This window comes from Magnetospirillum sp. ME-1 (assembly GCF_002105535.1).
In the GTDB taxonomy this organism is placed as follows: domain Bacteria; phylum Pseudomonadota; class Alphaproteobacteria; order Rhodospirillales; family Magnetospirillaceae; genus Phaeospirillum.
Window position 1 is genome coordinate 1009477 of record NZ_CP015848.1, and the last position, 24372, is coordinate 1033848.

The 24372-nt window shown below is 67.9% G+C and carries 21 protein-coding genes; 7 read left to right on the forward strand and 14 right to left on the reverse strand.

Going from position 1 to position 24372, the window contains the following annotated elements; all coding sequences use genetic code 11:
• Window positions 1-13 precede the first annotated feature (13 nt).
• From WV31_RS04655 to hisN, 3 genes are all read right to left on the reverse strand, one after another.
• The gene (locus WV31_RS04655; protein WP_085372482.1) at window positions 14-1516 is read right to left on the reverse strand and encodes a jacalin-like lectin; all 1503 of its coding nucleotides are present in this window, start codon (window positions 1514-1516) and stop codon (window positions 14-16) included.
• Between the two features lie 134 nt (window positions 1517-1650).
• Window positions 1651-2289, reverse strand: coding sequence for an endonuclease III (gene nth / locus WV31_RS04660; RefSeq protein ID WP_085372483.1), 639 nt, complete (start codon window positions 2287-2289; stop codon window positions 1651-1653).
• Window positions 2286-3062: a histidinol-phosphatase gene (gene hisN, locus WV31_RS04665; RefSeq protein ID WP_085372484.1), complete on the reverse strand. Its 777-nt coding sequence runs from the start codon at window positions 3060-3062 to the stop codon at window positions 2286-2288. The genes nth and hisN overlap by 4 nt, the downstream gene beginning before the upstream one ends.
• A 98-nt stretch (window positions 3063-3160) precedes the next feature.
• Between hisN and WV31_RS04670 the strand changes: the two genes are divergently transcribed.
• Window positions 3161-3901: a 3-deoxy-manno-octulosonate cytidylyltransferase gene (locus WV31_RS04670; RefSeq protein ID WP_085372485.1), complete on the forward strand. Its 741-nt coding sequence runs from the start codon at window positions 3161-3163 to the stop codon at window positions 3899-3901.
• Window positions 3902-3909: 8 nt separating this feature from the next.
• On the forward strand, window positions 3910-4797 hold the full coding sequence (locus WV31_RS04675; RefSeq protein WP_085372486.1) for a prephenate dehydratase: 888 nt from the start codon (window positions 3910-3912) through the stop codon (window positions 4795-4797).
• A 1-nt stretch (window position 4798) separates the two neighbouring features.
• Here the strand turns inward: WV31_RS04675 and WV31_RS04680 are convergent, their stop codons facing one another.
• The 6 genes from WV31_RS04680 to WV31_RS04705 all read right to left on the reverse strand — a co-directional run bounded on the left by WV31_RS04680 (window position 4799) and on the right by WV31_RS04705 (window position 14236).
• Window positions 4799-5089, reverse strand: coding sequence for a DUF1330 domain-containing protein (locus WV31_RS04680; RefSeq protein WP_085372487.1), 291 nt, complete (start codon window positions 5087-5089; stop codon window positions 4799-4801).
• Window positions 5090-5169: 80 nt separating this feature from the next.
• Window positions 5170-6876: a nitrite reductase gene (locus WV31_RS04685; protein WP_085372488.1), complete on the reverse strand. Its 1707-nt coding sequence runs from the start codon at window positions 6874-6876 to the stop codon at window positions 5170-5172.
• Between the two features lie 359 nt (window positions 6877-7235).
• Window positions 7236-8918 carry a methyl-accepting chemotaxis protein gene (locus WV31_RS04690; RefSeq protein WP_085372489.1) on the reverse strand — a complete coding sequence of 561 codons (1683 nt, stop codon included), beginning with the start codon at window positions 8916-8918 and terminating at the stop codon, window positions 7236-7238.
• Window positions 8919-9111: 193 nt separating this feature from the next.
• Window positions 9112-9732: a TetR/AcrR family transcriptional regulator gene (locus tag WV31_RS04695; protein WP_085372490.1), complete on the reverse strand. Its 621-nt coding sequence runs from the start codon at window positions 9730-9732 to the stop codon at window positions 9112-9114.
• Between the two features lie 50 nt (window positions 9733-9782).
• Entirely contained in the window at window positions 9783-13247 is a 3465-nt protein-coding gene (gene addA, locus WV31_RS04700; protein ID WP_085372491.1) for a double-strand break repair helicase AddA, read from the reverse strand.
• Window positions 13244-14236, reverse strand: a complete 993-nt coding sequence (locus WV31_RS04705) for an AAA family ATPase (RefSeq protein ID WP_085372492.1) — start codon at window positions 14234-14236, stop codon at window positions 13244-13246. The genes addA and WV31_RS04705 overlap by 4 nt, the downstream gene beginning before the upstream one ends.
• Window positions 14237-14279: 43 nt before the next feature.
• Here WV31_RS04705 and WV31_RS04710 point away from each other — a divergent pair, with 43 nt between their 5' ends.
• From WV31_RS04710 to WV31_RS04720, 3 genes are all read left to right on the forward strand, one after another.
• Entirely contained in the window at window positions 14280-14825 is a 546-nt protein-coding gene (locus WV31_RS04710; RefSeq protein WP_237051491.1) for a DUF1285 domain-containing protein, read from the forward strand.
• Window positions 14774-15469, forward strand: a complete 696-nt coding sequence (locus tag WV31_RS04715) for an NUDIX hydrolase (RefSeq protein WP_085372494.1) — start codon at window positions 14774-14776, stop codon at window positions 15467-15469. The genes WV31_RS04710 and WV31_RS04715 overlap by 52 nt, the downstream gene beginning before the upstream one ends.
• A gap of 147 nt (window positions 15470-15616) precedes the next feature.
• The gene (locus WV31_RS04720) at window positions 15617-16924 is read left to right on the forward strand and encodes a CCA tRNA nucleotidyltransferase (RefSeq protein ID WP_085372495.1); all 1308 of its coding nucleotides are present in this window, start codon (window positions 15617-15619) and stop codon (window positions 16922-16924) included.
• Here WV31_RS04720 and WV31_RS04725 read toward each other — a convergent pair.
• Both WV31_RS04725 and tldD read right to left on the reverse strand, forming a co-directional pair.
• Window positions 16919-17164, reverse strand: coding sequence for a hypothetical protein (locus WV31_RS04725; RefSeq protein WP_085372496.1), 246 nt, complete (start codon window positions 17162-17164; stop codon window positions 16919-16921). The two genes, WV31_RS04720 and WV31_RS04725, sit on opposite strands and share 6 nt — an antisense overlap.
• A gap of 190 nt (window positions 17165-17354) precedes the next feature.
• Entirely contained in the window at window positions 17355-18788 is a 1434-nt protein-coding gene (tldD, locus tag WV31_RS04730) for a metalloprotease TldD (RefSeq protein ID WP_085372497.1), read from the reverse strand.
• A 76-nt stretch (window positions 18789-18864) separates the two neighbouring features.
• Between tldD and WV31_RS04735 the strand changes: the two genes are divergently transcribed.
• The gene (locus WV31_RS04735; protein WP_085372498.1) at window positions 18865-20145 is read left to right on the forward strand and encodes a DUF3422 family protein; all 1281 of its coding nucleotides are present in this window, start codon (window positions 18865-18867) and stop codon (window positions 20143-20145) included.
• Between the two features lie 132 nt (window positions 20146-20277).
• Here the strand turns inward: WV31_RS04735 and WV31_RS04740 are convergent, their stop codons facing one another.
• The 3 genes from WV31_RS04740 to WV31_RS04750 are packed head-to-tail and all read right to left on the reverse strand — an operon-like array spanning window position 20278 to window position 23768.
• Window positions 20278-22779 (reverse strand): sensor domain-containing protein, encoded by a 2502-nt coding sequence (locus WV31_RS04740; protein WP_085372499.1) that lies wholly within the window; start codon window positions 22777-22779, stop codon window positions 20278-20280.
• Entirely contained in the window at window positions 22780-23400 is a 621-nt protein-coding gene (locus WV31_RS04745; RefSeq protein ID WP_085372500.1) for a chemotaxis protein CheC, read from the reverse strand.
• Window positions 23397-23768 (reverse strand): response regulator, encoded by a 372-nt coding sequence (locus WV31_RS04750; protein ID WP_085372501.1) that lies wholly within the window; start codon window positions 23766-23768, stop codon window positions 23397-23399. Before WV31_RS04750 ends, WV31_RS04745 begins: the two co-directional genes overlap by 4 nt.
• Window positions 23769-23875: 107 nt before the next feature.
• Between WV31_RS04750 and WV31_RS04755 the strand changes: the two genes are divergently transcribed.
• Window positions 23876-24295, forward strand: coding sequence for a tellurite resistance TerB family protein (locus tag WV31_RS04755; protein WP_068428991.1), 420 nt, complete (start codon window positions 23876-23878; stop codon window positions 24293-24295).
• The last annotated feature ends 77 nt before the right edge of the window (window positions 24296-24372 follow it).

Genomic DNA, 24372 nt, shown 5'->3' on the forward strand with positions numbered 1-24372 from the left:
ATTCCAAGAACCGTCAGTGCTTCCACACCGCCGGCTTGAAGTTGGCGTAGACCACCTGGATTCCGTCCACTTCGGCCCCGCAACGGCCCTTGAACCCCAGGACGAAGTTTCCAGCGGGCGGAGTCCAGGAATAGCCGCCGCCACCGCCGCCGCCGCCACCGATGACACGGCCATCGGAGATCTGGATGTTCAACTGGTCCAGCTTGGCGCCCGACCGCCCCCAGACCCTGGTGACGAACTGGTCCGGCAACAGCTGCAGGGTGCCCCGGTCACTGCCGCCGGTGCCGCCGTGGCTCTTGGTCTGCTGCTGGCCGGTATCGTCCATGTAGGTGGTGCGCAACTGGTCGGTGCGTTCGCCACTGCGCAGGCCGATGGACATGATCCGGGTCTTGCGCGGAATATAGGTGGTGATGTCCACGTCATCGAACGGGCCACCGCCGCCGCCGCCCCAGTAGCCGCTTTCGTGGATCTCGTACACCACCGCGGGAGTGCCGTTGTCCAGCGCCTTCAGGCTCAGTTTGGGGAAACTGGCGGTGGGATTGCTGCCGAAGGTGTTCATCTGGTCCTGGATGGCGGCAATGTCGCCATCGGCGGTCTTGCCGTTGGCGAGCAGGGTCGGATCGCTGAAGCCGCCGTAATAGGCATACAGCGTGCCCAGCCAGACGATCTGGTTGTTGGATTGAACGATCCGGGACAGGCTCGAGGTCAACCCGCCCACCACGGTATTGCCGGTGAAATAGGTGCGGTTGGCCGCCACCTTGCTGAAGCCGGTGCCGGCGCCGGGAACGGTTTCATAGCCGGCGGAGCCAATGGCGATCACCACCGGGGCATCCAGGGGAATGGAGGGGAACTTCACGGCATAGTCGATGAAGCTTGCCGGCAGGGGCAGCTGCGGATTGAGCAGGCCGGTCACCGTCTGGCGGAAGGCGTAGTTGATCTTGGTGGTCTTCAGGAAATTGTCCATGGCGGTCTGCAGGCTGCCGCCCACCGACACGCCGTCGAAAATGCCATTGGCCTTCAGGCTGGTGGTCAGGGAGGTCTGCTCCTCCTTGGTCTGGGAATAGAAGGTGTATACCGCCATGTACTCGCCGCCGGTAACCACCCGCGAGACGAACGAATCGCCGTAATACTGGACGAACTGATTGGCCTGGGCATCGGTCTGCGGAATGGCGATGTCGCTCTTGAAGCGGACATCGGTGCGGCTTTCGGCGCCCTTGACATGCTTGGCGTAGACGGTCACCGACACGCTGTAGGTCGTGACCTTCAGCGAGGTCATGAAGCTGACCTTCTCGTCAATGCCGCCCAGGGGGCCGAACCCCACCGAAAGGGATTGGTCGATGGACAGGGACTGGGCCAGTTCCTCGATGCTGATGCTGACCGAGCAGCGAACTTCGCTCTTGGCGCCATCGGGGGCGGACTTTCCGTCCACGGCGGTGGATAGGCCGTTGCCGAGCACGCTGTTGTAGCCCTGGAACAGGGCGGTCGGGGCGGAGCCGCCGGAAGACTTGCCAGACATGAAATACCTCCTTGTCGTTCACCCGATGGGATATCGGTTGTGGCGCAAGGAGAACATCAACACCTAATAGGGGTCAAATATCATAAATATGCATTTTAATACGATTCTTTACGACAGTGTATGCGCCTATTAATCTACATAACCACCTCCTTGCCCTCGAAGGCGCAGAGCTCGCGCACCACGCAGGCGGGGCAGTCGGGCTTCCTGGCCTTGCAGACGTAGCGGCCGTGCAGGATCAGCCAGTGGTGGGCATGCTGCAGCCATTTGGCCGGGGTCGCCTTCATCAGCCCCGCCTCCACCGCCTCCACCGTCTTGCCCGGCGCCAGCCCGGTGCGGTTGGCAACGCGGAAGCAATGGGTATCCACGGCGATGGTGGGCTCGCCAAAGGCGATGTTGAGCACCACGTTGGCGGTCTTGCGCCCCACGCCGGGCAGGGCCTCCAGCGCGGCGCGGTCGTGGGGGACCTGGCCTCCATGCTGGCTCAGCAGACGGCGCGACAGCTCGATGACGTTCCTGGCCTTGGTCTTGTAAAGGCCGATGGTGCGGATGGCATCGCTCAGCCCCTCCTCGCCCAGGTCAACCATGGCCTGGGGCGTGTCGACGCGGGCGAACAGCGGCCGCGTCGCCTTGTTGACGCCCGCGTCGGTGGCCTGGGCGGACAGCACCACCGCCACCAGCAGGGTGTAGGGGCTGGAATACTCCAGATCGCTCTTGGGCTCGGGGTTGCGCTCGGCCAGCAGCGCGTAGAAGCGGTCGGCCTGCTTAGGGGTCATCGGTTGAGAACCTCCAGCGCCTCCGCGTGCAGGCGCCGGTCACCGGCGGCGCAGACCCGGCCGTCGGAATGGATGGAGAGCGGCCTGCCCGACCAGTCGGTCATAATTCCCCCCGCCCCCTCGATCACCGGCACCAGGGCGGCGAAGTCGTAGGGCTTGAGCCCCGCCTCCACCACCAGATCGCAGAAGCCCGACGACAGCAGGGCGTAGGCATAGCAGTCGCAGCCGTAGCGGGGCCGCTTGCACGCCGCCGCGATGCGGTCCCAGGCGGGACGCGTCTTGTCGCAGAACAGTTCCGGCGCCGTGGTGAAGGCATAGGCGTGGGCCAGATCGGGACAGGCGCGCACCCTGGCCGGCTGGCCGTTCAAGGTGGTGGGGCGGCCCGCAGCCCCCAGCCAGCGCTCGTTGGTGAAGGCCTGGTCGATGACCCCCAGGATCGGCGTGCCGTTACGGGCCAGGCTGATCAGGGTGCCGAAGCTGGGCTTGCCGGTGATGAAGGCCGCCGTGCCGTCGATGGGGTCTAAGACCCAGACGTATTCGGCGTCGCAATTCTCGCGCCCGTGCTCCTCGCCCAGGATGCCGTGGGAGGGGACCTCGGCGGCCAGGATGGCGCGCATGGCGGCCTCCACCTCGCGGTCGGCGATGGTCACCGGGCTGGCATCGGCCTTGTCGTCCACCGCGACGGGCGTGCGGAAGTACTTGGCGACCACCGGGCGGGCGGCGTCGGCCAGCTTTTCGGCCAGGGCGATGAATTCGGGGGCGCAGGCGGTCATGGTGTCATTTTTTCCGTGCCGTTGAAGCCGCCCGAGTGTGGCGCGAAACGGCCGTTGTGGATAGGGTGTAGGCGCAATCTTCCTTATGGAACCCCACCATGGCCGCACTGACCCCCATCATCGTCATTCCCGCCCGTATGCACGCCACCCGCCTGCCCGGCAAGCCGCTGGCCGACATCCATGGCCTGCCGATGATCGTCCAGGTGTGGCGCCGCTCCATGGAGGCCGGGCTGGGGCCGGTGGTGGTGGCCTGCGCCGAGAAGGAGATCCTCGATGCCGTCGAGGCCCATGGCGGCAAGGCGGTGCTGACCGACCCCGACCACCCTTCCGGCTCGGACCGGGTGTGGGAGGCGGTGTGCAAGGTGGACCCGGCGGGCAAGTACGACGCGGTGGTCAACGTCCAGGGCGACCTGCCCACCCTGGACCCGGCGGTGGTGCGCGACGTCTTCGCCCCCCTGGCCGAGCCGGGCGTCGATCTCTCCACCCTGATCGCCGAGATCACGGTGGAGGAGGAGCGGACCAACCCCAACGTGGTCAAGGCGGTGGTGGGCCTGGCGCCGGGACAAAGGGTGGGCCGCGCGCTGTATTTCAGCCGTGCCACCGTGCCGGCCAACGACGGGCCGCACTACCACCATATCGGGCTCTACGCCTATCGCCGGGCGGCGCTGGAGCGCTTCGTCGGCCTGCCCCAGGGCGTGCTGGAGAGGCGCGAAAAGCTGGAGCAGCTGCGCGCCCTGGAAAACGGCATGCGCATCGATTGCGCCTTGGTTGACACGGTTCCGCTGGGTGTCGATACTCCCGCCGACCTCGAACGGGCGCGCGCCCTGCTGAAAGCCTGAGCCTTCCCATGACCGACGCCCCTCATCCCGAGACCGCCCCCCATCCCGAGACCGCCATCGCCTTCCAGGGCGAGCCCGGCGCCTATTCGCATCTGGCCTGCCGCAACGCCTATCCCGGCATGCAGCCGCTGCCCTGCGCCACCTTCGAGGACACCTTCGCCTCGGTGCGGGAAGGCCGCGCCCGCTACGCCATGATCCCCATCGAGAATTCGGTGGCGGGCCGCGTGGCCGACGTGCATCACCTGATGCCCTATGCCGGCCTGCACATCATCGCCGAGCATTTCGAGCGCATCAGCCACCACCTGCTGGCGGTCAAGGGCGCCACGCTGGACACCATCAAATCGGTCAAAAGCCACGTCCACGCCCTGGGCCAGTGCCGCAACCTGATCGGCCAGATGGGGCTGAAGGTGATCGTCGGGTCCGACACCGCCGGCTCGGCCGCCGAGGTGGCCCAGAAGGGCGACCCGACGCTGGCCGCCATCGCCTCGGAACTGGCGGCCGAGGCCTATGGCCTGGTGTCGCTGAAGGCCGGCATCGAGGATGCCGAGCACAACACCACCCGCTTCGTGGTGCTGGCCCGCGAGGCGCTCGAGCCCAATCCCAACCTGCCTTGCGTCACCACCTTCGTGTTCCGGGTGCGCAACCGCCCCGCCGCGCTGTACAAGGCCATGGGCGGCTTCGCCACCAACGGCATCAACATGACCCGGCTGGAAAGCTACATGGTGGGCGGCGAGTTCGCCGCCACCCAGTTCTTCGCCGACGTGGAGGGCCACCCCACCCAGCGCAGCCTGCGCCTGGCGCTGGAGGAACTGGACTTCTTCAGCCACGAAGTGCGGATTCTCGGCGTCTATCCCCGCCATCCCTTCCGCATGAAGGCCGCCGCCGGGGCGGAATAGCTCAAAGCCCGTCCAGAATCACCACGGTGCGCCGCGCCGAGGCGCGGCTGATCTTGACGATCTCCTGGTATTCCGGGCTGTCCAGGCACGCCTTGGCCGTTTCGACATCGGGAAAGCGCATCAGCACCATGCGGGTGGGCGACCACAGATCGGTCTCGCGCAGCGTCAGCTCACCGCCCCGGGCCAGATACTCGCCGCCCCAACGCTCGATATGGGGGCGGGCCTTGGCCTTGTATTCCTCGTAGGCATCGGGATCGTCCAACTGGGTGTCGACGATCAGATAGGCGGGCATGGCTGTTCTCTCCCCTGAAACGGCAAAGGGCGGCTCCCCCCATTTGGAGAGCCGCCCCGCCCGGTTTCAAGGGACTTTTATCAATACACGTCGTGCAGGGTGTTGGTGACGTTGAACTTGCCGGTCGGCGTGATCAGGCGCGGGTCCTTGATCACCGACTTCAGCTTGCGGGTCTTGTCGTCCACCACCACGATGGCCGAGACCTTGTCCTTGGCGTTCCACACCGAGATCCACACCTCGTCGCCCGCCTTGTTGTATTCCGGCTGAACGATGCGCGGCGCCCCGTCGGTGATGCCGGCCCATTTGGCGATGGGCAGCACTTCGGCGGGCTTGTCCAGGTTGTTGATGTCGAACACGGCGATGGAGGCCGCCACGTCGGCATCGGGGTTCAAGGGCGTGTCGACCCACAGGTTCTTGGACTTGGGATGGGTTTTGAGGAACAGCGAGCCGCCGCCCTGGCCCGACAGCGAGCCCACCTTGGTCCAGGCCTGCTTGGGGTGGCCCTTGGGGTCGGTGCCGATCAGGGCCACGCTCTCGTCGCCCAGATGGCCGGTGGCCCAGACGGGACCGAACTTGGGATGGGTGAAGTTGGTGCCGCGGCCCGGATGGGGGGTGGCGCCCACCTCGACCATGCCCACCAGCTTGTCTTCCTTGGTGTCGACCACGGCGATCTTGTTGCGCGCGTTGGCGGCCACCAGGAAGTAGCGCTTGGAGGCATCGAAGCCGCCGTCATGCAGGAACCGCTCGGCCTCGATGGAGGTGATCTTCAGGTTCTTGATGTCGGAATAGTCCACCAGCAGGATCAGGCCGGTTTCCTTGACGTTGACCACGAATTCCGGCTTGAAGTGGGAGGCGACGATGGAGGCGACGCGGGGCTCGGGGTGGTATTCCTGCCTGTCGCTGGTCATGCCCCGGGTCGAGACGATCTTCTTCGGCTCCAGCGTGTTGCCGTCCATGATCACGAACTGGGGCGGCCAATAGGCGCCGGCGATGGCGTACTTGTCCTCGAAGCCCTTGAACTTGGAGGTCTCCACCGAGCGGGCCTCCATGCCGATCTTCACCTCGGCCACCGTCTCGGGCTTTTCCATCCACAGGTCGATCAGGTTGATCTTGGCGTCGCGGCCGATGACGTAGAGATAGCGGCCCGAGGCGGAAATGCGCGAGATATGGACGGCGTAGCCGGTCTTGATGATGCTGACGATGGCCTTTGACGCGCCGTCGATCAGGGCGATCTCGCCCGAATCGCGCAACGTCACCGAGAACAGGTTGGACAGGTCCAGGTTGTTCATCTTCTTGGTGGGGCGCTTGTCGGCCGGGATCTGGACCTTCCAGGTGGCCTTGATCTCGTCCATGCCGAATTCGGGCGGCTGGGGCGGCTCGTTCAGCAGGTACTTGGCCATCAGGTCCACCTCGGCCTCGGTCAACTGGCCGGAAGAGCCCCAGTTGGGCATACCGGCGGCGGAGCCGTAGGTGATGAAGGCCTTCAGCGCATCGAAGCCCCGCTCGCGGGTGATGTCGGTGGTCAGCGGCTTGCCGGTGGCGCCCTTGCGCAGCACGCCGTGACAGCCGGCGCAGCGCTCGAAATAGATCTGCTTGGCCTTGGCGAACTCGTCGGCGGTCAGTTGTGGGCCGGGCTGGGCCCCCGGCTGGGTCATGGGAGCGGCGCGAAGCTGGTCGCCGCTGGTTTCGTAATGCTCGCCGGCGCCATGGGCGGGCTTCTCCGCCGCCACGGCCGTCCCGGCCCAAGCGGCCGCCAGTGCCGCCATCATCCAAGTCGCTGCCTTCATCGGTTTCCCCTGGGCAAATCATAGTCACCGGCAATCCCGGCGGGGGAGACCTTATTCGCCATGCGGGAATGAATCAAGCAAACGATAAGTATTTGATTAACGTCAAATGATAAATGTCAATACACCACTAAATGACCCTAAAGTAACCATATCTAATTATAGTCATTCCATATTGATATTCATCACATGAATTCATCTCTGACCCGACAGGAATCAGCCGCCATCCGGCTCCTGCGATTCGTTCCGGTGCAGTTCTTGATGTTTATCAGTTGATTTCTGTCAAGGGCGACCACCCCCTCCCCGCATCGGCCGCGGAGAGGGATATGACGACGGGGGCAGGGCCGAACGCCCGCCCGGGATCATCCCTTCCGTATGCCGGCGATGAAGGCGCTGACCTCGCCCATCAGGTCGTCGGTGCGGCGCGCCACGCCGTCCGCCTGACCCAGCACCAGGGCGGCGGCGTCGCCGGCCTGGGTGGCGGCGGCGGAGACGCGGCCGACGCTGCCCACCACCTCCTCGGTGCCGCCCACCGCGCGTCCGACGCTGTCGGCGATGCGCTGCGTGGTGCTCTGCTGCTCGGCCACCGCCTGGGTGATGGAGTCCACCGCCCGGCTGATCTCGCCGATGGTGCGCACGATGTCGCCGATGGCCGACACCGCCTCGTCGGTGGCGGCCTGGACCTGGGCGATCTGCGACGAGATCTCGTCGGTGGCCGTGGCGGTCTGGTTGGCGAGGTTCTTGACCTCGCCCGCCACCACGGCGAAGCCCTTGCCCGCCTCGCCGGCACGGGCCGCCTCGATGGTGGCGTTCAAGGCCAGCAGGTTGGTCTGCTTGGCGATGGTGGTGATCAGTTCCACCACCTGGCCGATGCGCCCGGCGGCGCTGGCCAGTCCGGCGACGTTGGCCGAGGCCCGCTCGGCCTTGCCCACCGCCTCGGCGGTGGTGGTGGAGGACGCCGCCACCTGCCGCTCGATGGCGGCGATGGAATGGGTCAGGTCCAGGGCCGCCTCGGCCACCTGCCGCACGTTGTCGGATGCGGTGCCGGCGGCGCCTTGGGCCGCACCGGCCTGTCCCGAGGCCTCGGCCGCCACTCCCGACATGGACTGGGCGGCGCGGTTCATCTCGGCCGCCGCCTCGGACAGCCGGGTCATGACGGTGGTGACCTTCTCCTCGAATTCGGAGGCGAGCGCCAGACGGGATTCGCGCCGCTCCACCGAGGCGCGGGAATCGGCCTGCCGGCGTTCCTCGGCCAATTGCCCCATCTGGCGGCCGTTCTCGGCGAAGACGTCCAGGGTGCGGGCCATGGCGCCGATCTCGTCCTTGCGCTCGCCGCCCGGCACCGATACCCCGTAATCGCCGGTGGCCATGGTGGCCATGCAGGCCCGCAACGCCTCCAGCGGCCGGGTCAGGGAACGGGTCACGCGAAAGGCCAGCCACAGGCCGAACACCGCGCAGGCCAGGAACGACGCCAGCAGGGAGAAGCCGGCGCTTTGCTGCTCGCTTTCGGCACGCTCGCGGAAACGGGCGGCGTCCTCGGCGGCCAGCGCGATGGCCGAGGCCATCAGCCCCTGGATCACCTCGGCCTGCCTGGCCGCCGCCCCCTTGGTCAGGTCGGCGGCCTCGACGCTGCGCCCCTGCTTCATCATCTCGACGATCTCGGCGCGGATGGGCTTCCACGCCGCCAGGGCCTTGCCCAGCTGGTCGAACACGGCGCGGTCGGCCAGGAAGCGCTCGCGCGCCGCCTCCAGCTTCTTCACCACCTTGCCTTCCGCCGCGTCGATGGCGGCCTCGGCCTTGGCGATGTCGCTGTCCTCGAAGGCGAGCGCCAGGTCCTTCATGGCCCGGTGCATGGCGATGATGCCGCCATCGGCCTCGGACAAGGCCGTCGAGACGGTGAAGGGGTGACGGTACAGCAGCTCGGTATGCCCGGAAATGGACCGCAGCTGCAGACTGGAAAACAGGCCGAGCGCCCCGGTGACGGCGATCATCAGCCCGAACCCGGCGAACAGACGCACGCCGATTCTCACATCTGCCAGACGCATGACTCCTCCCTTTCCCGCCCGGACGCGCCGGCGGGCCATGAAGCCTGATTCCCGTTTGCTCTCTTCGGCCGTCCCTGGTTGATCCGGGCGGCATCGTTGCATATGTTGTTACATATAACTGTTGCTTATAACAACAATAATATGGCGCACTATCCCTCGGAGGGATGTATCACGTCGAAGGAATTAGGGAGTTCTACCGCGTGCCGTAGGCGCGCAGCAGGGTCCGGACCGCCGCGGCGACGGTGTCGGCCAGGGGGCGGCCCGCCGGCAGCCCCAGCAGGGCGCGGTGATAGGTTTCGGCCCGCAGCATGCCGATGAACTGATCGGCGATCACCATGGGGTCCACCCCGGCCGCCAGTTCGCCCCGCTCCTGCAGCCGGACCACCGAGGCGGAGATGGCCGCCTTGCCCCGGGTCGGGCCGGTGTCGTAGAAGGCCTGGGCCAGTTCCGGGGTGCGGGCCGATTCCGCCACCACCACCCGGTAGAGCGCCAGGGCGTCGGGCGTCATCAGCAGGGTCAGCAGCCGCTCGCCATAGGTGGTGAAGGTCCGGGCCGCGTCAAAGCTGTCGTCGGGGGCGGCGAAGACGAAGGACGCCTCGCAGCGGCGGTGCATGATGGCGGCGAACAGCTGGTCCTTGCCCTCGAAATGGGCGTAGATGGTCGCCTTGGAGACGCCGGCGCGGGCGGCCACCGCATCCATGCTGGTGGCGGCATAGCCCTCGTCCAGGAACAGGCGCTGGGCGGCGTCGAGAATGGCCTCGCGCTTGGCCGAGGGCTTGGATCGGGTCCGGGTTTTGGGGCTGGCGGCTTCCATGGACAAAAACTAAACCACCCAGTTCAGTTTTGGGAAGAGAAAAGTTGGGGCTATTCCACCAGCCCGGCCAGGGCGTCGTCGAGACGGGCGGGTTCGATCTCGGTCAGGCGGGGACCATCGGTCCACACCAGCACGCAGCGCACCCGGTGGCGGGGATAGATGCAGGCCAGCGCCAGACGATAGGCGGCCATCTGCCGCACGTAAAGCTCCGGCACCTCGTCGGCGCTGGCGGGGGGGCGGCGGTTGGTCTTGTAATCGGCGACGATCACCTCGGTCTCGCTCACGCTCAGCCGGTCGACCCGGCCCGAGACCACCCGGTTGCCGATCCGCCCGACCAGCGGCACCTCGGCGCGCGAGCCGGGACCGAACAGCACCCCCAGCCCCGGATGGTCGAGGATGTCGGAAACCTCGTTGGCGATGCCCAGGCGTTCGGCGGTCTCCAGGCCGAAGGACGGACGCGACAGGAAGCGCAGCATGGCCCGCGAGCGCTCCGATGGCGGCAGATCGGGCATGGTCTGCAGCAGCCGGTGGATCAGCTTGCCCCGCTGCCAGCGCGGGCGTCCGTCCAGTTCGGCCAGGGGCGAACGCACGGGAGGCTCTTCTCCTTCGGGCCGCGAGGGGGCCAGGGGGCGGGGCGGCACCGGCTCGGCCTCGGCCGGCACCAGCGCCCAGTCTGGCAGGGCCTCGGGCGGGCGCTCCCCCGGCCCGGCGGCCCGGCCCTTTTCCACGGGAGCGCTCTGGGCATTGGCCAGGACCAGCACCGGCCCGTCCGCCGTCTCGCCGCTTCCGGCCAGGAAGGGATCGGCGAATTCGAGGGCGGTGGGCGCCAGGGCGTCACTCACCAAAGCGTGCCAGCAGGTCTCGGGCGCCGCCTTCAGGCCGCGCCAGCCGCAGACCACCAGCCGGTCCTCGGCCCGTGTCATGGCGACATAGAGCAGGCGGCGGTATTCCCGCTCGCGCGCCGATTTGCGGGCTTGCGAGCCCTGGCGGCAGACGGCATCCATGTCCTCGGCCCGGGGTGGCCAGGCGGGCAGTTCGTCCTCGCCGTCGCCCAGCCACAGCAGCCGGGACGAGCGGGTCGGCACCTGCATGGTGTCGGGCAGGAAGACGATGGGAGCCTGCAGACCCTTGGAGCCGTGCACGGTCATGATGCACACCGCGTCGCGCCCTCCTTGCTCCAGGTCGCGCTTGATCTCCAGCGCGCCCGCCTCCAGCCAGTGGAGGAAGCCCTGCAGCGACGGCGGATGGGCGCGCTCGAAGGCGAGGGTCAGCGCCATGAACTCGTCGATGGCATCCTCGGCCTCGAGACCCAGGCGGGCCAGCAGGCGCTTGCGCCCGCCCAGCGGACCCAGGACCCGGGCGTAAAGGGTGTGGGGCGAGACACGGTCGGCCTGGGCCAGCAGGTCCGACAGCCGGCGAAAGGCGGATTCGAACACGCCGCCCTCGTCGGCCACGCCCTGGCGCAGCGCCTCCCACAACCCCACATCCCGGCCGCGATGATGGGCCAGGGTGAACAGCTGTTCCTCGGAGAGGCCCACCAGCGGTCCCTTCAGCACGGTGGCCAGCGTCAGGTCGTCGTCGGGCAGAGCCAAGAAGTTGCCCAGCGCCATCAAATCCATCACCGCCATCTGCTCGGTCAGCACCATGCGGTCGGCGCCGGCGACCTCGACCTTGCGGGTCTTCAGCTCGCGCACCAGATCCTCGACGAAACCGCCCCGGCGGCGCACCAGCACCAGCACGTCGCCGGCCCGCACCGGGCGGCCCTTGGAGTCCAGAATCTCGCCGTCGATCATGGCGCGGATGCGCGCGGCCACCAGCCGGGCCAGCCGGGTACGGGGCGAATCGCCCCTGATGCGCTCCACCGGCGGCTTCCAGGCCGGCGCCTCGTCGGCGGGACGCGGTTCCACGGCGGGCCACACCTCCACCCGCCCGGCCTGTCCCGAACGGTGGGGCAGATGGGTGATGTCCTCGTCCCCGGCCACCCCGTCGCGGCCCGGCCGGCCCGGGGCGAACACGGCGTTGACCGCGTCCAGCACGGCGGGCGCCGAGCGGAAGGACAGGTTGAGCGCCACCTCGTCCCAGGTTCCCCCGGCGGCGGGCACATGGGCGGCGAAGGCCTCGCGCATGCGCTCGAACTCGCGCGGATCGGCGCGCTGGAAGGAATAGATGGACTGCTTGGCATCCCCCACCGCGAAGACGGTGCGAAGCGTCTCGCGCGCGCCCCTTCCGGCGAAGAATTCCTCGGTCAGCTTCTCCACCACCGCCCACTGGTCGGGGTTGGTGTCCTGGGCCTCGTCGATCAGCACGTGGTCGATGCCGCCGTCCAGTTTGAAGAGCACCCAGGGCGCCACGCCAGGCCGGGCCAGCAGGTCGCGGGCGCTCAAGATCAGATCGTCGTAATCCATCAGGGCACGGACGGCCTTGGCCCGGCGATAAGACTCGAGCAGCGCGCCGCCCAGCGTCAGCAGCGCTCCCGTCGCCTCCAGGATGCGGGCGGCCTTCAGCTTCTCACCCAGGCGGAGCAGCCGCTCGGCCTCGGTCAGCATGGCCGCCTCCACGCCGGGGAAGCCGTCGCGCACCGCCTTGGTGGCCAGGGTCTTGCGGATGGTGCCCTCGGCCGTCAGGAACTGGGCGGACCACAGCGCGAAGCCGTCCTGCCGCCCCGCCGGATCGGCCAGCCAACGGGCCATGGCCTCGCCGCGTTTGGCGTCGGAGTCCGAACCGGTCAGCAAAGCGGACACGGCGGCGCGCAAGGACTCGCCGTCGAAATGAGCCTCGTCCGCCGCCCAGGCCAGCAGGGAGTCCGGCGTGTCGCCGTCGTCCAGCCCCAGCCGGGTGCGAAGCGCCGCCAGGGCGCCGTCCACTCCGCCGTGGCGGTCGAACAGCCGCTCGAGGCGTCCGCGCTCGGCGGTGAGCTCCCCCATCAGCTCGGGAAAGGCGGTTTCATGCACCCGGCCGGTCACCAGGGCCAGGGCGCGGCCCAGTTCGCCATCGCCTTGCCGTGCGCTGGCCAGCACCTCCAGCTTGGCGGCCTCCAGCAATTCGCCGGCGTCGCGGTCGTCCATCACCTGGAAGTGCGGCGCGATGCCGGCCTCCAAGGGGAAACGGCGTAGCAGCGACTGGCAGAAGGCGTGGATGGTCTCCATGTGCATGCCGCCCGGCGCGTCCAGCAGCGCGGCGAACAGCCTGCGCGCCCCGGTCATCTCGTCGTCCGAGGGCAGGCGGCCCAGCAGGCGCTCCAGATCCCCGGCCAAGTCCTCATCTTGCGCCGTCGCCCACTGGCCCAGCCGCCCGGCGATGCGGTTGGACATCTCGGCGGCGGCGGCCTTGGTGAAGGTCAGGCACAGGATCTTGTGAGGCGGCGTGCCGGCCAGCAGCAGGGTCAGCACCCGGTCGGTCAGCACCTTGGTCTTGCCGGTGCCGGCGCTGGCCGCCACCCAGACGCTGGCTTTGGCGTCGGCGGCGCGGCGCTGCCGCCGGTCGGCGTCGAGAGAAAGCGCCGAGGCGTCCGTCATAGAGTGCCTTCCAGGGCCTCGATCACCTGGGCCAGGGTGATGCCGTCGGCCCGCGCCGCGAAGCCCAGCGCCATGCGGTGGCGCAGGATGGGGGCCGCCAGCGCCCGGATGTCGTCGACGGAAGGAGCGAGGCGGCCTTGCAGCAAGGCCCGCGCCCGGGCGGCCAGCATCAGCGCCTGGGCGGCGCGCGGTCCCGGCCCCCAGGCCACGGCGCGCTTCACCAGATCCAGCGAGGTGCTCTCGGGGCGCCCCTGGCGCACCAGATTGAGAATGGCATCCACCACCGAATCCCCCACCGGGATGCGCCGCACCAGGGCCTGGGCGGCCAGAAGGTCGGCGGCGGTCATGACGCGCACCGGCTCGGCCGATTGCGCCCCGGTGGTGTCGATCAGCATGCGCCGCTCGGAGTCACGGTCGGGATAGCCCACGTCGATCTGCATCAGGAAGCGGTCGAGCTGGGCCTCGGGCAGGGGATAGGTGCCCTCCTGCTCCAGCGGGTTCTGGGTGGCCAGCACGTGGAACGGGCGGGGCAGATCGTGGCGGGCGCCGGCGACGCTGACATGATGCTCCTGCATGGCCTGGAGCAGCGCCGACTGGGTGCGCGGCCCGGCGCGGTTGATCTCGTCGGCCATCAGCAACTGGCAGAACACCGGCCCCTGGATGAAGCGGAAGGCGCGCGCGCCGCCGGCTCCTTCCTCCAGCACTTCCGAGCCCAGGATATCGGCGGGCATCAGATCGGGAGTGAACTGCACCCGCTTGTCGTCCAGGCCCAGCACCACGCCCAGCGTGTGCACCAGCCGGGTCTTGGCCAGGCCGGGCAGGCCGATCAACAGGGCGTGACCCCCTGCCAGCAGCGTGATAAGACTCTGATCGATGACCTCGTCCTGACCGAAGATGACGCGGCCGATGGCGGCACGGGCCTCGGACAGACGGATGTCGAGGGCGGCGATGTCGTCGGGCGGGGCGGCGGAACTGGTGTGGGGAGTCATGGGATGGCGCCTCGCACGGGATGAAGAACGCAGGAGCGGCCGAGTGAACCAGCCTTTGACCGATGCCCCTCCGGAGGTGGACTACCCGGGGCGGTTGCCGCAATATTGCGGCGACCTGGGCATCCGCATCGACCGGCAGGGACGTTGGTTCTACCATGGCTCGCCGATCAACCGCAAAGAGATGGTCTGCCTGTTCGCCTCGGTGTTGTACCGCGCCAAGGATGGCAGCTACCTTCTGATCACGCCGGGCGAGATGGGCCACATCCAGGTCGACGACGTCCCGTTCCTGGCGGTGGAGATGTACACGTGCGGATCGGGCCGCGAGATGGTGGTCAGCTTCCGCACCAACATGGACGAGATGGTCACGGTGGACAGGGACCATCCGCTCCGCATCGCGGAGGCCGAGGGCTCGGGGGAGCCGTCGCCCTACGTCACCGTGCGCAGCGGCATCGAGGCGCGCCTCAGCCGCTCGGTCTATTACGAACTGGTCGCCCTGGGATGGGAGGAGGACCGGGAGGGAGAAACGGTTTACGGCCTATGGAGCAGCGGGAGCTTTTTTCCATTGGGGAGGATGGACCTTCCCGACTGACGCGCGAGGTCATCGCGCGGCGTCTCGCCGACGGGTTCGACCCGCGCGGACGGGGGGATTCGGCCCTGGAAGCCCTGGTCCAGGGTGGGGCCGTCCGTCCCGGCGCCCCCATCGACGACGACACCCTGACCCCGGCGGCGGTGCTGGTTCCCCTGGTGGAGCGCGACGGGGGGCTGACGGTGATGCTGACCAAGCGCACAGCCCATCTGGCGCACCATCCCGGCCAGATCAGCTTTCCCGGCGGCCGCCTCGAGCCCGAGGACAGGGGCGACTTCGCCACCTGCGCACTGCGCGAGACCGAGGAGGAGACGGGCCTCGACCGGCATAAGGTCCGGCTGCTGGGACGCCTGGACGATTACGTCACCGGCACCGGCTTCGTCATCACCCCCCTGGTGGGCATCATCGATCCGCCCTTCACGCTGGCGCCCGATTCCTTCGAGGTGGCCGAGGTGTTCGAGGTGCCGCTGGCCTTCATCCTGGATCAGGCCAACCACCAGTTGCAAAGCCGTGAAGTCCGCGGCATGCAGCGGCCCTTCTGGGCGATCACCTGGCAGGACAGGCTGATCTGGGGCGCCACCGCCGGCATCCTGGTCAACCTGTTCGAAGTCTTGGTGCCCCGTGACGGGGACGGGATTCCGGAATGACCATGACTGTCATCCCGAGCGACCGCGAGGGATCTCCGTCCGGCATGGAGGTGCCGGTTCGGAAAAGCCACGCCAGGATGAGATCCCTCGGCTGCGCTCGGGATGACAGAAAAGGGCGGATCATCGGGATGACGGGCTGGGGGGCGCATGAGTAACACCCGCCTTCACCTCAATCCCGGCGATCCCATCGGCCTTCTGGGGCCGCAGGACTGGATGGACGCGCCGGAGACGCGGGCGGTGGTGGCCGCGCTCCAGGCCGACGGCGCCCCGGTGCGCTTCGTCGGCGGCTGCGTGCGCGACGCGCTCCTGAAACGCCCCATCCGGGATATCGACATCGCCACCCCCGACCCGCCCGAACGGGTGCTGGCCCTGCTGGACGACGCCGGCATCCACGCCATTCCCACCGGCATCGACCATGGCACGGTGACGGCGGTGATCGGCAAGGCCCATTACGAGATCACCACCCTTCGGGTCGATGTGGAAAGCTTCGGCCGCCATGCCCGCGTCGAATACACCGACGACTGGCGGGCCGACGCGTCACGGCGCGACTTCACCATGAACGCCCTGTCCGCCGACCCGCAAGGCAATGTCTACGACCCCTTCGATGGCATCGCCGACATGGCGGCCGGACGGGTGCGCTTCGTGGGCGAGCCGGAAAAGCGCATCGAGGAGGACGCGCTGCGCCTGCTGCGCTTCTTCCGCTTCCACGCCCATTACGGCCGGGGCACCGCCATGGAGGCCCGGGCGCTCAACGCCTGCCGCCGCATGGCCCCGCGCCTGGAAAACCTGTCGGGCGAGCGGGTGGCGGGCGAGCTGGTGCGCCTGTTGCTGGCCGACGACCCCACGCCGTCGCTGCTGGTCATGCACAGCCACGGCATCCTGGCCCACATCCTGCCCGAGGCGAGGGAGTTCGGGCGGCTGCGCACCCTGGCCTGGCTGGAGCGCCGGGGGCTGGCACGTCCCGAAATCCACCCCGACGCCATCCGCCGCCTGGCCGCCCTGGTCATCGCCGACCGTCCCGGCGCCTTGCGGCTTGGCGAGCGGCTCAAGCTCTCCGGCCTCCAGGCCAGGCGGGTGGCGGCGGTGGCGGCGCCTCGTGTCCAGGTGGAGCACGGCATGGACGGCCCCGCCATCCGCCGGGCGCTGCGCAAGGTGGGGGCAAGCGAGTTCCGCGATCTGGTCATGGTGGCCTGGGCGGCGCGGCGCGCGATGGAGGCGCGGCCCGATGCCGCCGAATCCGAACGCTGGGCCGCCATGCTGGACGCCGCCCGCGACTGGGTGCCGGTGGATCTGCCGGTCAAGGGACGGGATCTGATGGAGATGGGGGTGCCGCACGGCCCCGAAATCGGCGGGCTTCTGTCCGCCTTGGACACCTGGTGGGAGGGTCTGGATTACCAGCCTGACCGCGTCCAGTGCCTGGACAGGCTGCGTGAACTCATGGCCGGCCGGTCATAACCCGAAGGCGCCGGCGAATTCCATATCGGCTTCCAGCCGTTCGAGACCGGTCACCACGCTGCGCCCCTTCTGGCGGGCCTGCTTCAACATCTGCTCGAGCGCCAGCTCGCTGCACTTCACACACTGATTGCAACCGCGCGCCGAGGCGCAATTCAACACCTGATGCAGTTCGTCCACATCCAGGGGAACCGAACGCTGCTCCCAACCGCAGGGGCCTTCTTTGGGGCCGATTTTCACCATCAAGACAACCTCTTCGGACAATAAAGGGGAGACCGCCAATGGCGCCTCCCCTCGTCTTCCACTCAGTCAAGGTTATCCCATGGAAATGATACGGGCATTGGGGCATGCGTATATTCAAACGTCATGAAACATGGACGTTTACAATCGGTTCTTCGCCGGAAGGGTTAATGTCCCCACCTTATATAGGTATTTATACGGCCGTTCCGCCCACCGTCAGGCCGTCCATGCGCAGGGTCGGCTGGCCCACGCCCACCGGCACGCCCTGCCCATCCTTGCCGCAGGTGCCGATGCCGGGGTCGAGCGCCAGGTCGTTGCCGATCATGGTGACGCGGGTCAGCGCATCGGGGCCGTTGCCGATCAGGGTGGCGCCCTTGACCGCCGGGCCGATCTTGCCGTTCTCGATCAGATAGGCCTCGGAGGCGGAGAACACGAACTTGCCGTTGGTGATGTCCACCTGGCCGCCACCGAAATTGACGGCGTAGATGCCCCGGGGCACCGAGGCGATGATCTCGGCCGGATCCTTGTCTCCGGCCAGCATGAAGGTGTTGGTCATGCGCGGGATGGGGGCGTGGGCATAGGATTGCCGCCGCCCGTTGCCGGTGGCCGCCACGCCCATCAGCCGCGCATTCATGCGGTCCTGAAGATAGCCCACCAGGATGCCGTCCTCGATCAGCACGGTGCGGGAGGTGGGGGTGCCCTCGTCGTCGATGGACAGCGAACCGCGCCGGTCGGGAATGGTGCCGTCGTCCACCACGGTGACGCCGGGCGAGGCGACGCGGGCCCCGATCTTGCCGGTAAACGCCGAGGTGGCCTTGCGGTTGAAATCGCCTTCCAGCCCATGGCCCACCGCCTCGTGCAGCATGACGCCGGGCCAGCCGTTGCCCAGCACCACCGGCATCTCGCCGGCCGGGGCGGGCACCGAACCCAGGTTGACGGCGGCCTGGCGCAGCGCTTCGTCGGCGCAGTGATGCCAGTCGTCCAATCCCATCACCCCGCCATAGCCGATGCGCCCGCCCATGCCGTGGCCGCCGGTCTCCATGCGGTCGCCTTCGGCCAGAACCACGTTGACGCCGAGCCGCACCATGGGGCGGATATCGGCGGCAAGCGTGCCGTCGGCGCGCAGGATGGTCACCGCCTGCCACGACCCGGCCAGGGAGGCGGTCACCTGCCGCACCCGGTTGTCCTTGGCGCGGGTGTAGGCATCGATCTCTTCCAGCAGCCGCACCTTGTCCTCGAAGGGGATTTGGGCCAGCGGGTTGATTTCGGTATAGAGCGCCCGGGTTCCCGCCACCGGCGGAGCCGCCATGCTGCCCGAATGGCCCGAGCGCACGGCGCGCACCGTGGCGGCCGCGCGGCGGATGGCCGCCTCGGACAGCTCGGAGCCGTGGGCGTAGCCGTGGGCCTCGCCCGCCACGGCGCGCAGGCCGAAGCCCTGGGTGGTGTCGAAGCTGGCGCTCTTGATCTGGCCGTCGTCGAGAACCAGGGATTCCGACTGGCGATATTCCAGGAACAGCTCGCCATCGTCGGCGCCCGCCAGCGCCTCGGCGACGATGCGGCGCAATCCGTCCGCGTCGAGGCCGGTTTGGGTGAAGAACAGGTCCTGGGCCACGGCGAGGTTGGACATAAAGGCTCCTGACGGAAGGGGACGGGTTGGTGTAAACCTGGAAATCCAAGCATCTCTTATCGGAGACATATGGGCAATGGCCGAAGGCTTGCCAATCCGGCTCAACGAACACGCCCAGCGCCGCGGCCTGGCCGGCGAGGTCCACGCCCGGCCCTACGAGATGCTGTCCGCCCCGGTACGGGCCTCGCAGCTGGCCATGGTCCATGGCGACCCCGATTCCGAGCGCGCCCATCTGGCCCGCCTGCTGGCCAGCCACGGCGCCGAGCCGCCGGGTGACGGCGCGGGCTATTTCATCCGCGACCTGGGCGGCTTCCGCCTGCGCTGGGAACGCCATTCCGAGTTCTCCACCTATACGGTGATGCGCTTCGACCCCTTCGACGACGGTTTCGCCGCCACCGCGCTGGACCTCATTCCCGCCGACTGGCTGGAAGCCATGCCGGGCGAGGCCATGACCGCCGTCCACGTGCTGGTGTCCAAGGAGCTGCCCGCCGAGTTGGGCCCGCTGTTCGACGGCAATTCCCTGGTGGGGTCCAAGGTGCTGTGGGGGGCCGGCGAGGCCTGGACCGATTTCCGCCTGCACGCCGACGGCTTTTCCCGCGTGGTCTTGAAGGATTGCGGCCTGAGCCGGGGCCAGACCGGCCGGCTGGTCCAGCGCCTCCTCGAGATCGAGACCTACCGCATGATGGCGCTGCTGGCCTTTCCCCTGGCCCGTCAGTCGGCGCCCGAAATCGCCCGCATCGATAAGGAACTGGCCGGCATCGTCAGCCAGCTGGCCGACCCGGCGGTGCAGCAGAACGACCGCGAGCTGCTGGAGCACCTGACCCGCCTGGCCGCCGAGGCCGAGCGCCTGGACGCCGCCACCAGCTTCCGCCTGTCGGCGGCCAAGGCCTATTACGCCATCGTCTGCCGCCGCATCGAGGAATTGCGCGAAGACCGCATCCCCGGCCTGCAGACCTTCGCCGAATTCATCGACCGGCGATTGGGACCGGCCATGAAGACCTGCGACTCGGTATCCGAGCGCCAGCAATTGCTGGCCACCCGCGTGTCCAGGGCCGGCGACCTGCTGCGCACCCGGGTCGACATCGCGCTGGAGGAAAAGAACCGCGACCTCTTGAACTCCATGAACCGCCGCGCCGAGTTGCAGCTGCGCCTGCAGGAGACGGTGGAGGGCCTGTCGGTGGTGGCCATCAGCTATTACCTGCTGGGCCTGATCGGCTATCTGGCCAAGGGGCTGAAATCGGTGGGCCTGCCGGTGGATTACGACCTGGCCGGGCTGATCGGCCTGCCGGTGGTGGCCGGCGCGGTGTGGCTGGGCGTGCGCCGCCTGCGGAAGGCGCTGAACCACAAGGGCGAGTGACGCTTCACCCCGCTGTGGACCCCAATGCCGACGCCCCTGCAATGGGCGGAGTTGCGGCCAAGGGCCGGCGCGCCTTATGGCGCGAGAGCCAAGCGCGCGGAAAGCGCGCGCCCGGCGATTGAGGGACGATAACTAAAGCGGCCAGGGGCTCTTGGTGCGGACCAGTTCGGCGAACTGGTCGCCGGGGACCGCCTTGCTGAAGTAGAAGCCCTGGGCCTCGTCGACGTTGTGGGCCTCGAGGAAATCCAGCTGCTCCTGGGTCTCGATGCCTTCCACGTTGACGCGGGTGCCCAGCGAATGGCCCAGGTTGACGATGGCTTCGACCACGGCGGCGTTGTCGGGGTGCAGGCCGATATCCACCACGAAGGAGCGGTCGATCTTCAGCTTGTCCACCGGGAAGCGCTTCAGGTAGTTGAGCGACGAATAGCCGGTGCCGAAATCGTCGATGGAGATCACCACCCCCATGGCGCGCAGGGACTGCAGCACCTCGATGGTGGCGTCCACGTTCTGCATGGCGATGCCCTCGGTGATCTCCAATTGCAGCTGGTCGGCCGGCAGGCCGGTCTGGGCCAGGATGTCGGCCACCATGCTCATGATGCTCTGGGTCTGCTTGAACTGGGCCGGCGACAGGTTGACGGCGATCTTCATGGGCTCCAGCCCGTCCTTGAGCCACTCGCGGCCCTGAAGACAGGCGCGGTGCAAGATCCAGCGCCCCAAGGGGCCGATCAGGTCCGAACGCTCGATGATGGGGATGAACTCGCCGGGCGGCACCCAGCCGCGCGTCGGGTGATTCCAGCGCAGCAGCGCCTCGCAGCCGACGATGCGCCGGGTGGTCATCTCGATCAGCGGCTGGTAGTGCAGCTCCAGCTGGTCGGTGCCCAGCGCCTGGCGCAGATCGTGCTCGATGATCTTGCGGGCGCGAACCTCGGCGTCCATCTGCGCCACGTAGAAATGGTAGTTGTTCCGCCCCTCGGCCTTGGAGCGGAACATGGCCAGATCGGCGTTCTTCAGCAGCTGGTCGGCGTCGGAGGCGTCGTCGGGATAAAGGGTGATGCCGATGGAGGTGCTGGTGCGCACCTCGTGCTCGTCCAGGCCGAAGGGATCACTGATGCCGGCGATGATGCTTTCCGCCACCCGCGACGCGCCTTCCAGGTCGTCGAGATTGGTCAGGATCACCGCGAATTCGTCGCCGCCCAGGCGCGCCACCGTATCGGTCTCGCGCACGCAGCGGGTCAGGCGCTTGGCCACGGCGCGCAGCAGCATGTCGCCCACATGGTGGCCCAGCGTGTCGTTGATGTCCTTGAACTTGTCGAGATCGAGGAACATCAGCGCCAGCTTCCAGCCCGACCGCTTGGCCTGGGCCAGGTTCTGGCGCAGGCGCTCCTGGAACAGCACCCGGTTGGGCAGGTCGGTCAGCGAATCGTGGTGGGCCAGGTGCTGGATGCGGGCGGCGGCCAGCTTGCGCTCGGTGACGTCGCGGCCGACCAGCACCAGGCCGCGGCGGCCGCCATCGGCGTTGTACAGCGGGATCTTCAGCATGTCGAAGACCTTGGTGCCCCGCGAAGGGGTCTCCATGGCCTTCTCGTAGCTGAGCGGCTTGCCGTCCTTCCAGGCGCGCTCGTCGGTCTCCTTGGCGGTGGTGAGGAATTCCTGGAAATTGTGCGACAGCCGCGCCAGTTCCTGGCCGGTGCGCCCGACGTAATCCACCCCCGCGAGCCCCACCAGATCTAGGTAGAACTGGTTGGCCACCAGCCAGCGCCCCTTGCCGTCCTTGAAGCAGATCAGGTCGGGCATGGCGTTGATCAGGGTGGTCAGCCATTCCTTCTGATTGCGCAGCTCGGCCTCGTTGGCCTTGCGCAGCGTGATGTCGTGGCCGATGGCGACGAACAGGCGCTGGCCGCCCAGTTCCATGGCCGCCAGCGACAGTTCCAGCGGGAAGCGGGCGCGGATCTTGCGCACCCCCGTCACCTCGGTGCGGTGATCGAGGAAGGAATCGGGCTCGGTCAGCTCGGGGATCAGCAAGGTCACCGGCTTGCCGACGATCTCGGGGGGCGCATAGCCGAAGATGCGCTCGGCCGACGGGTTGTAGGTGCCGATGGCCCCGTCGTCGCCGAAGGTGACGATGGCGTCGGCGGTGTTGTCGACGATGGCCCGATTGTGCAGCTCGGACAGGCGGTAATTCTCGGCCAGCGCCTCCATGGTGCGGGCCTGCTGGCGCAGCAGCGCCTCGCGGGACGCCATGGAGGTGACGTCGAAGATCTGAATCAGCCCGGTGCGCCGCCCGCCGTAATCCAGGGGCTTGATCACCACGATCTGGTGCATGGCCTCGCGCCGGTCGGGACGGCTGCCCTTGCGCTCCAGGGGAAACAGCGTGCGGTTCAAGGACGACGACAGCATGGCCGAAAGGCCGCCGTTCAGCGCCTGGTCGATGGCCTCGGTGATGCGGCTGTCGGCCAGGGCGGGAAAGATCTCCCCAATGGTCCGGCCCAGCGCGTCGTCCGCCGCGATGCCCGACGCCTCCACCACCCAGGCGTTCCACAGGACCGTCCGCCCGTCCGCGTCCAGCAGGACGAAGCCCATTTCCGTGGCATCGGTCAGGGATTTGAGGGCGGCGTCGAAGACCTGCTTGCCCATCTAGCCTCCGACGACCCTGGAGACATAGGCGCTGACCGCTTCCGAGAATTGCCGCGCCGAGACGATGTCCATGACGAAGGCGAGATAGCCCTTCACCCCCTTGGCGGCCAGCGAGAAATCCACCTGCAGGAACATCACCAGTTCGGTCTCGGGATGCTTGGCCGCCAGGATCTGCGGCCCCCGGCCGCGCAGATAGATGGGCAGCGAGCTTTCGATGGCCAGGCCCAGCTGATTGGCCAGACTGCCCAGGCAGGCGTTGAGAATGACGTTGCCCACCTCCAGCAACGCCTCCTGCTCCAGCTCGGTCAGCGAATCCATGGAGATGGTGTCGCCCAGCATGGACCGCACCAGATCCAGGCTGCGGTGTTCGGGGAAGATCAGCAGGATGTCGCCGGAAAAGCTGCTGGAAAAGTGCTGACGCACCGCGACGGAATCGGTGCCGCCGGTGGTCCCGTCCAGCCGTTCGCCCGCCACCGCCGGCGACAGGAACTCGATAAACGGCACGGACAGGGCGATCTGGTCGCGGACCATGCGCGACAGGGAGGCCGCCGCCTGGCCGATGGCGATGTTCAGGATTTCCTCGACGGCGTCGCGTTCCAGCGCGCCGATGATCTCCGTCATGGCGACCTGCCTCCGCCGGTCAGGAAGCGAACCAGGATTTCCTCGCGGAGCGGCTTGGTGATGTAACCGACGCCCAGACGCGCCGCCTCCTCACGGACCGAATCCTGGATGTTGGCGGTCAGCAGCGACAGGGCGGCGGCGGGAAAGCGCTCGCGGAACAGGCGGGCGGTTTCCAGCCCGCCCATGCCGGGCATGTTGACGTCCATCAGGACGAAATCGGGAGCCGCGGCAGCGGCCGCGTCCAGCGCCGCCTCCCCGGTCTCGGCTTCCAGGATGGTCCAGCCGGGACAGAACTTCTCGACCACCGAACGTGTCATCATGCGGGCGACGCGGCTGTCGTCAACCAGTAGCACGCTGCGGCTCGTCATGGATGTACTCCGGCAAGTGGCGCGAGAGAGGCTCACAAATCTATGCTTGACGCCTTGCCGCGCCGCAAGGGTAAAGTCCTGATCAAGGCATGGCGCGGGAGAATGAAATGATGATCAGCCACCACGCGGCCCTTATCTACGTCATGGTCATGGTCTCGGCCGCCGACGGCGACATGACCGACCCCGAACTGCGCATGATTGGCGAGATCGTCAATTTCCTGCCCATCTTCCGCGACTACGATCCCGACCTCCTGACACGAACCACCGCCGCCTGCGCCGAAATCCTCGATTCCGACGACGGGCTGAACCGCATCCTCGACGTGATCAAGGCGTCGCTTCCCATCAAGCTGCGCGAGACCGCCTACGCCCTGGCCTGCGACGTGGCCGCCGCCGATGGCGACCCCCACAAGGAGGTCATGCGTCTCTTGGAACTGTTCCGCCACCGCCTGGATATCGACCGCCTGGCCGCCGCCGCCATCGAGCGCGGCGCCATGGCCCGCTTCGCCGTCCTGCCGGTCCACGCCTGACCGAAAAGCGAGACCGGCGACACCGGTCTTGCAAATCCCCGGACGCGGCGCTACTTTCCGCCCCGCGGCCGCCCGTT

Bases quoted from the DNA above. Each gene is read 5' to 3' on its own strand.
- WV31_RS04720 (WP_085372495.1), top strand. From the start codon at position 15,617: ATGAGTAACACCCGCCTTCACCTCAATCCCGGCGATCCCATCGGCCTT.
- WV31_RS04740 (WP_085372499.1), bottom strand. From the start codon at position 22,779: ATGGGCAAGCAGGTCTTCGACGCCGCCCTCAAATCCCTGACCGATGCC.
- WV31_RS04755 (WP_068428991.1), top strand. From the start codon at position 23,876: ATGATGATCAGCCACCACGCGGCCCTTATCTACGTCATGGTCATGGTC.
- hisN (WP_085372484.1), bottom strand. From the start codon at position 3,062: ATGACCGCCTGCGCCCCCGAATTCATCGCCCTGGCCGAAAAGCTGGCC.
- WV31_RS04655 (WP_085372482.1), bottom strand. From the start codon at position 1,516: ATGTCTGGCAAGTCTTCCGGCGGCTCCGCCCCGACCGCCCTGTTCCAG.
- WV31_RS04705 (WP_085372492.1), bottom strand. From the start codon at position 14,236: ATGACTCCCCACACCAGTTCCGCCGCCCCGCCCGACGACATCGCCGCC.
- WV31_RS04750 (WP_085372501.1), bottom strand. From the start codon at position 23,768: ATGACGAGCCGCAGCGTGCTACTGGTTGACGACAGCCGCGTCGCCCGC.
- WV31_RS04675 (WP_085372486.1), top strand. From the start codon at position 3,910: ATGACCGACGCCCCTCATCCCGAGACCGCCCCCCATCCCGAGACCGCC.
- nth (WP_085372483.1), bottom strand. From the start codon at position 2,289: ATGACCCCTAAGCAGGCCGACCGCTTCTACGCGCTGCTGGCCGAGCGC.
- WV31_RS04725 (WP_085372496.1), bottom strand. From the start codon at position 17,164: ATGGTGAAAATCGGCCCCAAAGAAGGCCCCTGCGGTTGGGAGCAGCGT.
- WV31_RS04670 (WP_085372485.1), top strand. From the start codon at position 3,161: ATGGCCGCACTGACCCCCATCATCGTCATTCCCGCCCGTATGCACGCC.
- WV31_RS04745 (WP_085372500.1), bottom strand. From the start codon at position 23,400: ATGACGGAGATCATCGGCGCGCTGGAACGCGACGCCGTCGAGGAAATC.
- WV31_RS04685 (WP_085372488.1), bottom strand. From the start codon at position 6,876: ATGAAGGCAGCGACTTGGATGATGGCGGCACTGGCGGCCGCTTGGGCC.
- WV31_RS04735 (WP_085372498.1), top strand. From the start codon at position 18,865: ATGGCCGAAGGCTTGCCAATCCGGCTCAACGAACACGCCCAGCGCCGC.
- addA (WP_085372491.1), bottom strand. From the start codon at position 13,247: ATGACGGACGCCTCGGCGCTTTCTCTCGACGCCGACCGGCGGCAGCGC.
- WV31_RS04695 (WP_085372490.1), bottom strand. From the start codon at position 9,732: ATGGAAGCCGCCAGCCCCAAAACCCGGACCCGATCCAAGCCCTCGGCC.
- tldD (WP_085372497.1), bottom strand. From the start codon at position 18,788: ATGTCCAACCTCGCCGTGGCCCAGGACCTGTTCTTCACCCAAACCGGC.
- WV31_RS04715 (WP_085372494.1), top strand. From the start codon at position 14,774: ATGGAGCAGCGGGAGCTTTTTTCCATTGGGGAGGATGGACCTTCCCGA.
- WV31_RS04690 (WP_085372489.1), bottom strand. From the start codon at position 8,918: ATGCGTCTGGCAGATGTGAGAATCGGCGTGCGTCTGTTCGCCGGGTTC.
- WV31_RS04680 (WP_085372487.1), bottom strand. From the start codon at position 5,089: ATGCCCGCCTATCTGATCGTCGACACCCAGTTGGACGATCCCGATGCC.